Annotated in this window: 5 protein-coding genes and 1 pseudogene; 1 reads left to right on the top strand and 5 read right to left on the bottom strand. The window is 27.0% G+C overall.

The genetic code is table 4. The annotated features are described in order from the left end of the window. Window positions 1-367 (bottom strand): annotated as a pseudogene (locus ACXX88_RS03245) (hypothetical protein); the annotation flags it as partial. 42 nt (window positions 368-409) lie between these two features. On the opposite strand from ACXX88_RS03245, the gene ACXX88_RS03240 reads away from it, so the two are divergent. Continuing rightward, window positions 410-1,057 carry a hypothetical protein gene (locus ACXX88_RS03240; protein WP_458559583.1) on the top strand — a complete coding sequence of 216 codons (648 nt, stop codon included), beginning with the start codon at window positions 410-412 and terminating at the stop codon, window positions 1,055-1,057. A gap of 415 nt (window positions 1,058-1,472) precedes the next feature. Here ACXX88_RS03240 and ACXX88_RS03235 read toward each other — a convergent pair whose 3' ends face one another. The 4 genes from ACXX88_RS03235 to ACXX88_RS03220 all read right to left on the bottom strand — a co-directional run. Beyond that, window positions 1,473-1,625 (bottom strand): hypothetical protein, encoded by a 153-nt coding sequence (locus ACXX88_RS03235; protein WP_436358355.1) that lies wholly within the window; start codon window positions 1,623-1,625, stop codon window positions 1,473-1,475. Window positions 1,626-1,668: 43 nt separating this feature from the next. Further along, a complete protein-coding gene (locus tag ACXX88_RS03230) occupies window positions 1,669-2,421 on the bottom strand; it encodes a type II toxin-antitoxin system death-on-curing family toxin (protein WP_458559582.1) in 753 nt (250 codons plus the stop codon). Window positions 2,422-2,631: 210 nt separating this feature from the next. Then, window positions 2,632-13,707, bottom strand: coding sequence for a hypothetical protein (locus ACXX88_RS03225; RefSeq protein WP_458559581.1), 11,076 nt, complete (start codon window positions 13,705-13,707; stop codon window positions 2,632-2,634). A 163-nt stretch (window positions 13,708-13,870) separates the two neighbouring features. After that, window positions 13,871-14,634 (bottom strand): hypothetical protein (locus tag ACXX88_RS03220; protein WP_458559580.1); only part of this gene is annotated, 764 nt, incomplete at its 5' end.

Here is a 14,634-nt window from a genome sequence, read left to right as displayed (position 1 = left end):
GATTAAAAATCTCATCAAAAACTTCTTTAGGTAAAACATCTTGATAAATTTTTATGGATTTAATTAAAATTTCTCTTGGGATACTATCCCAAATTTTTTTCTCTTCTTCTGGTGTTAAGATTTTTCTTTTTCTTCCAACGCCTTTATTTTTCTTAGGTGATTTTCCTGTTTGAGATTCTAAATTCATACCTAAATTATAAAGTTTAACTTTTTCTTTAAAAAACATTTTTTTAAAATTAGTTGGTTCTGTTTTTCTAAAATGAAAATATTCGGTTCAAAATAAATCTAAATTTCTCATTTTCTCACAATTAGCTAAATATTTTTTAATTCAATATTTTCATTCTTCTGGTTTTAATTGTTTTGACATTTTTCTCCTTAAATAAAAACATAAATTTGGTGTCCCAAATTTATGTCCCTGTTTAAGGTTAAAATGAAAGGTAATTTATACCAATTAAGTGAACAACTAAAAGTAGAAAGTGAAAAATATAAAACAAATCTTTTAAAGCAAAATATTAATAATATTGATGATTTAAAGGAAATTGAAATATATCTTAAAGTTTTAGACAATGGAAAAGAAAGGTATATTATCATTAAATATAACAACATACCACACTTAATTGGTATGCACTATTTTGAAAAGTTTTTAAAACTGAAAAATCATAATATTCAAAATTTATTAAAAATAATTTTAGAAACAGGTTTGGATAAGATACAAGAACAATATAATATAGCAAAACGTAGGAAAGAAATAAAAAAAGTAGATTTTGAATATTTAATTATAAGATTTATTTCATTTTTTATGATTATGAATTTTTTTATAGAAACTAAAGAGATTAAATTAGAATGGTTTAAATATGCTTTTTTCAAAGTAAATGGAGATTCTTTTATTAATTTTAACTTTGATAAGAAAAGAAAAATTAGTTTTGTATTAAAAGAAATAGAAAATAATATATACGTCCCTATTTCAATTTTTGTTAATTTTGTGGTAAATAATCAAAAATCTGAAAGAATTTTATACTATTGTATAAAAATCAAGAAATTTTCTGATAGAATGTAAGTAAGTGATTTGGACCCAACCCTCCACCTATACTAGGCACTATAAAAACAATAGGTAACTGCTATTTTTAGCCGAAAACACTCTTCCTGTCGGGGAAATGTGTGTTTTTTTTATTTTATTAATTAACACTTATACAAGTTACATACATCCTAATTCTTTTTCGAGACTTTTTTAATTTAATTCTGGAAATATAAGAAATTTTGTGTAAATTTCTCTTACTTACTTTTTTGTTTCCCAGTTAAAAACCAAAACTAACCGATTGTTCCTTGTTTTAGGAATTTTAGGTTTTTCATTTAAGGTTTTTACTTGATATTTTTCAAAAGTTATTTAAATTATGATATACATTTTTTGCAATTTTATAATAAAATCTCCAATAATTAAATATTGGAGATCTTTTCTTTTAGTTATGAATAAATTATAATTTAGATAAGTTTTTCATGCATTCTTGCATTCTTTTTCAGGAACCTTTTTCATTTCTTTCCATAATTTCAGGTAAATTAAAAACGTCTTTATTTTTTAAGTTTTCTATAGCTTGTTTAATTAATGTATCTCTTTCAGTTCTACTCATTTTTTTACCTACTCTCTATTTTTATTATTATATTATACTACTTTTAAATTAAAATAATAGTATTTTTTATTATTCATTCTTTTATTTCTTTTTTAACTTTTTCTTTTCTATCTCTATAATCAATATCTTTGTCATTTTCTTTTATGAAATTGAAACAATTTTTATATATTTGATTTTTATAATTATCTTGTTTAAATTCTTCATCTTCTGAATTTAACATTAAATCTTCATAAGTTCTATTTGATAACCTTGTTACAAAACAAAAAATTTCTTCTTCTTTATCTTTGTGATTTTCAAAAATTTTATTATTTTTTTTACTATTTTTAAAATAGAAACCAAAAAATTCTAATAAATTAATTAAAAAATTAAAACAAAATCTTTTATTACCATTTCTTAATTTATGTTTCTCTAATACAGAAATAAAACTAATAGTAAAGAAATCAAAAATATCATTTATTTCATATGACATTATTCCTATTTTTCTTTCAAAAATATCTTCGAAAGTATCGTTATTATTTACATATGAATAATCATCTTCACTTTCTTGAATAAATAAAGCATTAACTGTTTTAAAGGTATTGTTGATTACATTTTTTATTATCTCTAAAAGATAATCTTGGTCATCAAAATCATTAAAATCCAAAACAATATTTTCAAAGAAAATTTCTTCTTGATTATCGTTTATTAAATAAAACTTTTCATTTTCATAACTAACTGAATCATTTTTAAATTTTAAGAGAAAATCATTAAAATTTTCATTTTCTTTCTCTGTAATAAATACTAATTTTTTCTTCACAAATTCCTCCTTACATATTTTTCTATATATAATAATCATAGCACAAAAGCAATAAATTTTTAGTTAAAGTTAATTAAAATAAGCAAAAATAACAATATTAAATAAAAGTTAAAATTTGCCCTTAAATTGATTAGTTTCTAGACTCTATTTTGACTCTATTTTAAACAAAATTTAATATAAAAACACAGGAAATTCCTGTGTTTTAGAATACTATTTAAGTTCAGTATAGTTTTGTCCATCGTAGAATCTAATAGTTGTATTTTGTGGTAATGAATTAGGGATAATATTGTCATAAGGATGATTTTTACTCAATCAATCTGTGAAGTCAAATAATGATGTTACTTGACTTAATTCATTGAGTGCAGTGTATTTTCTTTCTATTGTCATATTAGTAGATTGTTTAACAAGTCCTTTTGCTCATTCAATAGCTGGTTCTTGTGCTCATTTATGTCAATCTCTTAATAAATCTTTTCTAAACTCTTCGCTTGATTGATCTCCTGGTTTACCTATATTATTATTTTGTCTATAGTTAACATATTTTTTACCAAGTTCATTAATAGTTGGTGCTGGTAAAATATCTGTTCTTCAGTAACTACGTCAATTATCAACTTGATTGCTACTTAATTTAGCATTAATATCGTTTGTAACTTTATTTTTAAGATGTGTAAGTCTTCTTGTATCAAATACTGAATTAAGCGCATATTCAAGTTCAATAGCATTAGCATCTTCAATTGTTGAAGCTTCTTTAACTCTATTGATATAAGTTTCAATTTCTTGTGGACGTAAAGCATAAGATATTACAGAAGAAGAAGAAGAAGAAGAACCGCTTGGTGGAGTTATTCCTTGAGTATACATTCTGTCTATAATTATTTGTTTTTTGTTTGTTAAAGGATCGTTTGTTGGATTATATGAATCAACAGCTTTTTCAACATTTATAATTCCTTCAATATCTGTTTTACTATTTAATTCATTATATTTAGCAGTTTTTTGATCTTGACTATAATCATTTTTATTAGTAATTTTTGCTCTAACAGCAGTTAATTTATCATTAAAGATTTTTTCTGCTTCAGTTTTAATTCTTTCTATTTCGTTACTATCAATAGTTGAATCTAATAATTTTGTTAATCTATCTTTATCTGCTTCATCTCCATTAAGTTTAGCAATTGCATCTCTTGCAGGTTGTCTTAAAGCAGCATATTGATTGTTTTCATTTGTTACATCATTTTTAACATAATTAATTTGTTGTTTCAATTCAATAATATCATATGCATTATTAATATTATTAATTCTTGACTCTCTTGTAGTAGGATTTTGAATATTTAAAGCTTGAGCAATTATTTCATTTTTTACAGAATTTCATATTTTTTCTGCTTCTTCTTTAACACGTTGTAGTTTTTCTAGATTTTGCTCACTATTTGCACTTTCTAGTCTTTGGAATAATGCATTAGCTTGATTATAATATTGATTTTCTGAAACAGGAGTAACTTTTATTTTATTAACCACTTCTAGAGCGGCATTATAAGTAGGTTTTATTTTAGTTTGATCTTCTTGTTGTTTTAAAATTTTTGCTTGTGCTAGAATTTGATCTAATCTTTCAATGCTTGTTGCTGGTTGTACTGAACCATCAGAAGTACCTTTTACTTTATCTATAGTATTTTGTTTGTTTTGTTCGCTTAATTTTTCAGCAAATACTAATACTTCTTCTTTTTTAGTATTAAATATTTTATCTGCTTGTGTTTTTTTAGCTTCAATATCTTGTTGTCTTAATACATGTCCTTCAAGTTCTTTAATTAAAGTTTCTTTTGTACCACTAGTATCACCAGTTAATTTATTAGTTATATAAGTTTGAGCCTCTCTATTTAATATTTCTAATTGATTAGTTATTTGACCTCTAACATCTCTAACATCTTTTCCTGTTGCAGTTGAATTAGGTTTAATTGCATTATTATAGAATTTGTTGGCTTTATTTTTAATAGCATTTCCATCTATTAACATATCTATATGTTCTTTAAGTGAAGGAAGTTCTCTTTCTCTGTCGATTTTGTTAATTACTGCTGTTACTTCAGCATCAATTTCTTTTACCTTAGTAATTGTTTTATCATCAGCAGTACCATTTAACATTTCTTGTCATTTTCTAAGTAAATTGTTTTTGTCTTCACCATCTGGTAATCCATTAATTTTACCTTCAGTAACACTTGCTACAGTGTTAAATTTATGTTCAGCTTCATCTTTAAGTCTATCTAGTTTTAGTTGATTATTACCAGCTTCTGTTAATTTGGTATTGTATCTATCATAAGTTTGATCACCACCTTCATCCAACCCTCTTAGTTTAAGAACTTCAGCTTGTGCTGCTTTTTTGGATTTATCAATTAATTTTTCTGCCTTTTCTTTTAATATAGTTACATCAGAAATTTTGCTAGCTTCTTTAATGTCTCTTATAACTTGTTCTCTTGTGCCGCCTTCATTTTGCGGTTTTAATCCATTAGCAACATTTATAGCTTGTGTTTTTTTATCTACTAAATCATTTTCAACTCTTGCATTACCTACAATAGTATTAATAGAACTAATATCAGCATTTTCATTAGCTAAAGTATTAGTAATTTCATTTTTAAAATGATTTTTTCTTTCTTCACTTAAATAACTTAATCCATCAATAGTGGTTTTAGCTGTAGCTTGTTTTTCTTTAAATTTATTAGTTGCTTCAGTTACTGTTGTTTCATATTCTTTTTGTGTTCTACCATCAGCAGATTGTCCATTAAAGGTTCCTTTTAGTGAATCATCACCAGTTAGTTTTTCTATTGCTTTTCTTGCTTTTTCTTTTTCAGTAGTTAAGATTCCTTTAGCTTCTGTTTTTTTAGCTTGAATATCAGAAACTTCAGTTGCAGTATTTATAGCATTTTTAAGTTCAGATTTTTTAGGATCTTTTAATCTTTCGATAACTGGTAAAGCAGCATTTCTTGCATCTTCAAGTTGTTTTTGTTTTTTTGCTTCTTCTTTAATTTTGTTTAATTTAGTTACAGTATTTGTATCAGTACTATTTAACCTAGTCATTAACTCTTGTCTTTTTAGATTGCTTGAAGCAAGTTTTTCAATTTCAAGTTGTGTATCTCTTTTTGAATCATTAAATTTCTTATCAGCAGAAGTAAATGCATTCTCCAATGCTTCTTGTTCACCTGGTTGACCTGCTGCATTTATAACATCTTGTTCTAAACTAGCTTTATCTGGATGTCCATCTAATTTTGCAATTGTATTATTTGTTGTTGTTTTTTGTGCATTGATAATTTTAGCAATTTCTGTTTCTTGGTCTCTTATTTCTCCCGGAGTTGTTGCATTATTTATAGCATTAGTAATATTAGTTTTTTCTATAGTACCATCTTTTAATCTCTTAACATCTTCTAATGCATGTGCTCTAGCACTTTCTAAATTAGTTTCATCTCTTTTTGCTTGTTCTGCTTTTGTTTTTATTTCTTCTAATTTAGTTACAGTGCCTGCAGCATTAAGTTGATCACTTAATTCTTTTTTCTTAGAATTATAGTCTGAAGCATTTTCAGTTGTACTTCCAGTTAAACTATTAACAATTGCTCTAACTTCAGTAACTTTATCAGTAAATTTAGTTTTTGCTTCTTCTCTTATTTTAATTAATTCTGTTTGATTTTCTCTATTTGGATTAATTCTATTATTTAAAGTATCATGATCACTGTGACCTACTAATTTAGCAACAGCTTCATTTGCTTCTCTTAAAGAAGTATCAAGAGATTTGATTGCACTTTGTTTTGCTTTTTCAATTTCTTCAATAGTAGAAGTAGAACTATTAATAGTATTACTTAAATTGGTTTTATCATTTCCATCTACTAATTTATTAATTGCATCTTCTGCAAGTTGACGAGCATTTTCTTTTGTAACTTTATCTCTTATTTTATAAATTTCTGTTACAGTTTTCTTCTCAACATTTGTATCTCAACTTGCTTTTAACGCTTTTCATTCATTAGTAATTTCTTCTCTTTTAGAAGCATTACTAATGGAATTAATTGATGATTCAACTGCATCTCTAATATTAACAAATTTTGCAGTTGCTTCAATACCTAAAGCATCAAGTTTATCTTGATTATCTCCAGCAACAGTTAATTTAGCACTATATGTATCATATGTTTCACCATCTTGATTTAATCCTCTTAATGTGTTAACAGCATTTGTAGCATTAGTTCTAGATTCTTTTAGATGTCTCATTGCATCATCTCTAATTGCTTTAACTGCATCATTATTTAAAGCTGCATCAATTTTATCTTTGTAACCTTGTGCTGCTTTAAGATTACTTACATATGTTTTTGCTTCATTAACTTTTGTTAATAAATCATCTGCAGTGCCTTTAATTGTAGTAAATGCACTAATATCAGAGTTATTGTCATTATGTGCATTATCTATTTCATTTTTGAAATGAGTTTTTTGAGTATTTGATAAACCAAGTGCATCAATTTGATTTTTAACTTCTTGTGCTTTTCTACTAAAATCTGCAAGAGCATCGGTTGTTGCTTGTTTATATTCTGCTTCAGTTTTACCTTCTGCTGTTTTACCATTATATTTATTTACAAGTGTATCATCACCAGTTAATCTTCTTATTGCTGCTTCTGCATCAGTTTTATAAGAATCTAATAATGCTTGTGCTTTGTTTTTTTCTAAAGTAATAGTAGAGACTTCAGTTGCATTATTAATTGCAATTGTAAGTTCTGATTTTTTAGCATTATCATCACTCAATTTGTTAACAATTTTCATTGCTTCATTTCTTGCTCTTTGCAATTCTTTTTCTTTAGCAACTTTTGCTTCAATCGCTTTAAGATCTGCAATAGAATTAGCATTATGTGTTTCATCTATTAAATTACTTATTACATTTTGTTTAGTAATTGTTCCATCATTAATTGAGTTAGTTAATTTATCTTTTTCAGTTTGAATTGCGTCTTGAACTTTTTGTTCTAATGCTTTTAATTTAGTTTCTGTATCAGCATTTGTTAATTCAGTATCAAAATCTGATTTATTAGTTAATCCTTCAAGTTTAGCAACCATTTTAGTTACTTCTGCTTTTTTAGTTTTTAAGTATTCTTGTGCTTCTGTTTTAATAGCATTTACTTTATCAACTGTATCAACTGAAGAAAGATCAACTTTATTTGAAAGTTCAGTTTTTTTAGGATCTTTTAAAATTCTTGCAATTTCAGCTTTAACTTCTTGTTTTGTTTGAGCTAATTCTTCTTTTTGTTTTGCAATCGCTTTATCTATTACTGCTTGTACTAATTCAACTGTATCAGCAGAAGCTAATTCAGTATTTAAAGGATCTTTATTTTCTTGTTTAGTTAATTTAGCTATTTCAGCACGAGCATCAACTTTCTTTCTATCTACTTCATTAGAGTATTGCTCTTTTTCTTTTTCTTTTAGCGCTTTGTCTTTAACTGCATTAGCATCATCAGTAGTTGTTGCTGCTTCTAATTCAGTTCTTAATTCTTGTTTTTTAGATTCGTCGCTTAGTTTAGCAATTTCAACTTCTGCTGCTTGTTTTGCTGCTGCAAGTTCTTTAGCAAGTTGATCTTCTATTGCTTTTTTAACTTTATTTAATTCTTCAATATTTGTAGCAGCATCTACTTTTGCTTTAAGATCAGCTTTAAGTGCATCATCTTTAATATCATTTGCTTTAATGTTAGCTTGAGTTTTTTGTTCACTTAATTCTTGCTCTTGTTTTTGTTTAGCTTTTTCAATTATTGCATTAACATCACTTAATGATGAAGCATGTATTAATTCACCATTTAAACTTGCTTTAACACTTTCATTAAGAATTTTTGCTATTTCTTTTTTTGCTTTTTCTTTTGCTAATTGAATTGAATCAGCATTACCTTGTTTTGCAATTGCTTCTTTAATTTTTTGGATTACTTCTTCAACTTTTTCTTTATCTTCATTATTTATAGCATTAAGTTCATTAGCAAATTTTACTCTTTCATTAGAAGATTGAAGTTTATCAGTTAATAAATGTGCTTCAAGTAATGCTTGTGCAAATTCTTTAATTTTAACGATTTCTTCAGGAGAGTTAGTACTTGCTAATTTTTGATTTAAAGAAGGTTTTTGCGATTCTTTATCTAATGAATTAACTGCAGCTTGTGCTTCTGCTTTTAATGCTTTAGTAATTCTATCTTTAATTGCTTCTAACTGAGCACTTGTGGTAGCGCCATTAATTTCAGTAGTGAATTTATCTTTAATTTCTTGATTTGAAAGTTTATCTTTTAAAGCATTTGCTTTATCTTTTTGCTCGTTTAATTGAGTTGTTAAATCATTTGCAATCTCATCTTTAATTGCATTGATTTCTTCAAGAGTTGTAGCATTATTAATTTTATCTTTAAACTCTGTTTTTTTAGTTTCATCAAGAATTTGATCTGCTTGGGCATTTGCTTCAACTTTTGCTTTATCTTCAGCAGTTGATGCATTTTCTTTTTCTTTTGATGTTTTTGCTTTATTAGCAACTTCATTTGCTTGCACTACATTAGTTGCAGCAGCGAGTTCATCTTCTAATGCTGCTTTTGTAGTTGGATCGGTTATTTTACTAATTTCAAATTTAGCAATTTCTTTAGCGTTAGCTAATTCTGTTGCTTGTGCTTCTTTTGCTCTTTGTTTAATAGATTCTACTTCTGCAAGAGTAGTTGCATTATTTAATTCAGTATTGAATTTTTCTTTAATTTCTGGATTGGTTAGTTTTTCAATTTCATAAGAAGCAAGTGGTTTAGCATTATTTACTTCATTTTCTTTAGAAACACGTGCTCTATTTTTAATTGAATTAAGCTCATAAATTTCATTTGCTTGTGCTAATTCTTGATTTAATGCTGCTTTTTCTTTATTTGAATCAGATAAAGAATTAATAACATCTTGTACTTCTGTTTTAAAGTAATCTTTAAATCTATTTCTAATTTCTTGTACTTGTGCTGGAGTTGTTGCTGCATCGATTTCAGCATTAAATTTTTCAGCAATTGAAATGTTAATATCGCTTGTTTTAACTTCTTGTTTTGCTGCTTCTTTTAAATTATTTAATTCAGTAGTTAAATCAGCGTTAATTCTATCTTTAACGTTATTTAATTCACTTTCGTTTGTAGCTGCGGCAATTTCTTGCTTGTAAGTTTCTTTTTTATCATTATTAAGTAGTTTGTCTGCTTGTGCATTTGCATCTAATTTAGCTTTATCTAAATCTGTTGCTGCACTTTCTTTTGCTTTTTCTACTTTAGCTTTTGCAATAACTTCATTAACTGCATTAATATCATTAGCAGAGTTTAATTCATTATTTAAGTTAGTTATAGCAGCAGCAGAATTAGTTGTATCTAGTTTTGCAATTTCTTCTCTTGCTTTTGCTTTAGCTGCTTCTAATTCTTTTGCTTTTTGTGCTTCTACTTTTTCTTTAACTTTTTGTACTTCTTCTAGAGTTTTAGCATTTTCTAATTCAGAAGTTAAGTTTTCTTTGGCAGTAGTATCACTTATTTTTTCAATTTCATAAGTTATATCATTTTTAGCAACTTTTGTTTCAGTAGAAGGATTATTTTCTTTTGCTTTAGCTTCTATATCTTTAACAACACTAATGTTATTTGCATTTTCTAGTTGTGTTGTTAATTGAGCTTTAGTTTTTGGATCACTAACTTTAGCAATTTCAAGTTTTGCACTTTCTTTAGCGTTTGCTAATTCAGTTGCTTGTGCTTCTTTTGCTCTTTCTTTAATAGCATTAAGATCTTCTAGACTTTTAGCTGCACTTAATTCGTTATTTAAAGCATTTTTAACTTCTGGGTTTGTAAGTTTTTCTATTTCGTAAGAAGTTGCTTCTCTTGCTTTAGATAAATCTTCAAATTGTTTATCTTTTGCTTTATTAATTACTTCTTGAATTTTGTCTAAAGTATCAGCTGCATCTTTTAGAGCATTTAATTCATCTTTAGTTGCTTGATCACCTAATTTATTAATTTCTGCTTCTGCTTCTAATTTTTTAGCTGCTAATTCATCGGTAGCTGCTTCTTGTGCTTTTGCTAATTTAGCTTTTGCTTCTACTTCATTTGCTGCACTAATTGAAAAAGATAAGTTTAAATCTTTAGTTAATTGGTCAATTAACTCTTTTGATTTAAGTGGATCTAATTCATCAATTGCTGCTTGTGCTTTTGATTTAGCTTTTGCTAATTCTAAAGCGTTTGCATCCATTGCTTTTTGTTTTACATCATTGATTGCACTTAGTGAAGAAGCTGCTTCTAATTCTTTTTTAAGAGCATCTTTTGTTGTAGGATCTACAATTTTGTTAATTTCGTATAATGCTGCTTCTTGTGCTTTTGCTTTTGCTCTTGTTAATTCATCGATTGCATCTTGTTTTAGTGCATTAATTGCTTCAGCAGTTGTAGCAGCTTCTAAATTATCTTTAAGTTGATCTTTTAAATCACTTTGTGGCAATTTATTGATTTCTGCTAATGCTTCTGCTTTTAGAGCAGCTAATTCTCTTTGTTGTGCTTCTTTTGCTCTTTGGATAATTGCATTAACTTCAGCAGTTGAAGTAGCAGCACTTAATTCGTTGTTTAATGCTTCTTTAACTTCTGGATTAGTTACTTTAGCAATTTCAGCATTCGCTTGTGCTTTTGCTACTGCAAGTTCTTTTGCTTGCTCTGCTTTGGCATCGTTAATAACTTGTTGTACTTGCTCTTGTGTTGTTGCTGCTGCTAATTTGTCATTAAGTTCTTTTGCAGTTTCGCTGTTAGTTACTTTAGCAATTTCAGCTTGTGCATCTAATTTAGAAGCTTCAACAGGGTCAGTTACACTTTCTTTTTGTTTTGCAAGTTCTGCTTTTGCTTTAATAGCGTTTGCTTGCTCTAAAGTAGTAGCTGCTGCTAATTCTGTGTTTAAAGCATCAATGGATGATTGTGATTTAGTTGGATCTAATGCATCAATTGCAGCTTTTGCTGCTGCTTTTGCTGATTCGATTTCAGCATTTTGTGCTTCTTTAGCTTTATTAGCGACTGTTTGTACTTCTTCTGGTGTAGAAGCATTTGCAAGTTCATTGTTTAATTCTGTTTGTTTAGCAGGATCACTAACTTTGCTAATTTCGTGAGCTGCTAAGTCTTTGGAATCAGAAGTTTGTTTTGCAACTTCTGCTTGTGCTTTTGCTTTTACTTCATTAACTGCATCAATACTTGTAGCAGCTTCTAATTCTTTGTTTAATTCTGCTTTTTTATCTTCGTCGGTTACTTTATTGATTTCAGCTTGTGCTGCTTCTTTTGCTTTAGTTAATTCGTTGTTTGCTTGTTTTTCTGCTTGTTCTTTAATAACAAGTAATTCATCAGTTGCATTTTCTTTATTAGAAGCGTTATTTAAGTCATGAAGAAGTTTTTCTTTTTCATAAGGATCGGTAACTTTATTAATTGCGTTTTCAGTTGCTGTTTTTAATTCTTCTAATTCAGATTTTTGAGCTTCTTTTGCTTTAGAAATAACTGTATTTAAATCTTCAGTAGTAAGAGCTGAATCTTTTTCTTTAGTTAACTCTTCTTTTAATGTAGGATCTTGAATTTTGTCAATTTCTGCTTGTGCATCTAATTTAGCTTTATCCAGATCATTTGTTGTTGCTTCTTTTTCTTTTTCAAGTGCAATTTCTTTTTCAAGTGCTGCTAAAGATACATCACTATCTGCATTAGTGATTTTATCTTTTAATTCTTGTTTTTTAGTTGCATCACTTAAATTTTCAACTTCAGCTAAAAGTTCTGCTTTTTTATCAGCTAATTTTGCTTCTGTTGCTACATCTTTAAGATCAAAAACATTGCTTGCTTCTTCTAATTGTTTTTCTAATTCTGCTTTTTTAACAGGATCGGAAATTTTGTCAACTAATTCTTTAACTGCTGTTTTTTCTTCTTCAAAACGGTTATTTGCTTGGTTAGCGACATTAGCAAAATCTTCGGTTGAGTTTGCTTTATCTAAATTGTTTAAAATGGTTTCTTTTTCTGATTCAGATAAACCATCTAATTTAGAAATTGCTTCTTCTGCTTTTACTCTTGCATCAGAAATTTGATCAGCAATTTCTTTTTCAACTTCTGCTAATTTAGAATCATCTGATGATCCTTGGATTTCATTTAATTTATTTTTTAATTCTTCTTTTTTAGCAGGATCGGAAATTTTTTCGATTTCTTTTGCTAAATCAGCTTTTTTATTTGCTGATTCAATTTCTTTATTTACAGTTGTTTCAGCTGCTTGTGTATCTTCTAAAGTAGAAGCATTATCGATAGCAGTTTTTAATTCTGTTTTTTTGTCCTCAGAAAGGTTAGGGTTTTGATCTACTTTTTCTTTTAAAGCTTCTTTTTTAGCATTAACTAAAGCTTCATCACCTGATTCGGCTTTGATTGTTTCTTCAATTTTAGCTTTAATTTGATCTAATTCTTCTTTTGAAGTAGCATTTGCTATTTGTTTAGCAAATTCATCTTTTTTACTTTGATCTTTAACTGAATCATTTAATTTAGATGCTTCTGCTTTATCAGAAGTTAAATCAGAATTTACTTCTTTATTTTTTTCTTGTTTTGCTTTTTCTAAAATTTTAGCAACTTCAGCTGCAGTTGTAGCTTCTCTTAATTCTTTGTTTAGATCTGCTTTTTTATCAACATTATCTAATGAATCAATTACTTGTTGTGCTTCTTTTTTAGCTTGCTCTAATTGATTTTGTTTAGCAGCTACTTCTTGTTTTGCTTTTTCAATAATTGCTTCAATTTCTTCAATAGTTTTTGCGTTTGCAAAATCATTTGATAATTGTTTTTTAACTTCAGCATCTTCAACTTTTGAAATTAAGTCTTGTGCTTCTAAAACTTTATCTACTTTATCTTCTAATGAAAGTAAAGCACCTTTATTTGTTGTATCAGTTGCTTTATATTCATCTTTTAAAATGTTTTTAATTGGGGTTTTGTCAGAAATAGAATTAATTTTACTTCCAACTTCTTTAGAAATTTGTTCAGTAGTTCTGTTGTTTCTTTGATCAGCTAAAGCTTTTGTAACATCTTGTTTTAGTTGTTTTAATAAGTCAACATTTTTAGTAGAGTATTCTTTTAATTTATTTAATCTATTTTGGAATGCTCTTTTTGCTTTTGGATCTTTAACTTTATCAATTAATTGTTGTACTTCTGCTTTTGCTTTTGCATATTCATCAGAAGTTCATTCATTACTTTTTCTATTTCAAAAAACTACTACAGTGGTTACTACAGATGTTACTAAAGCAGCAGCTGCAAGTCCACCTAACACAATTTTCGCACTTGGTTTTGCCATAATTACCTTTCGTTTTATTGCATTATTTTAGTTAATAATACAAATAATTTAAATAATTAATATTTATTTTATATTTTTACTTTTTGCACTTACTAATTAAGTGCTTAATACTATATTTATATTGCTTTTATTAATATTAGAGTAAATAAATATAGGTTATATATTATCTTTGAACTGCAAGAACAATTACTACTACAAATAAAATTATGTATGCGATTCAGTAAATAATTGTTGTTCAAATAGATCTTCTTGTTCAACCACTTGTTAAAGCAGAAGTTTGATCTGATTTTTCTACTTTTTGTACTACGTTGTTTTTAAATACTAAGAAATGTGATTTATTTAAACTGTAGTTTTCAATAACACCATATTTATAATTCTTTTCTTCTACAAATCCTATGTGTTTGTTTTCATAATTAATGAAAGACAACTCATGTGATAATTTATTTTTCTTATAGTAAATTGCATTTTCATCTGAGTAGAATAACTCTTCTGAAACTTTAATTTTTTCCATTAATTTATCACTTGATTCTTTAGTTGCTTTTTTAACTAAAAGTAATAGTTTTTGTGAATAATCATCTTTAAATGCTTGATCTAGTGATTCTAATGCTTTAGATACTAAATCTAATTCATTTTTGATTTGATTATTGTCTTGAGTTGATGTAATCATTATTTCATCATAAGAAGAAGCGATTTTTTCAAGTTTTTGTGAATATACTGCTAATGCTTCAAGTTGTTTTGAAGGAGTTAGATTATAGAAGTTAGAGTATTTTGTTGGTTCTTTTTTATCTTCGTTAATATAAACTTCTTTAACTACTTCATTTACCACTTCTTTTTCAATATATACTGGAACTTCTTTAACAACTTCCTTAACTACTTCTTTTTCAATATATACTGGAACTTCTTTAACAACTTCCTTAACTACTTCTT

It is taken from the genome of Mycoplasma sp. 5370 (assembly GCF_054343435.1).
Note: the sequence above shows the minus strand (reverse complement) of the source record. Positions and strands in the feature narration are given on the sequence as shown.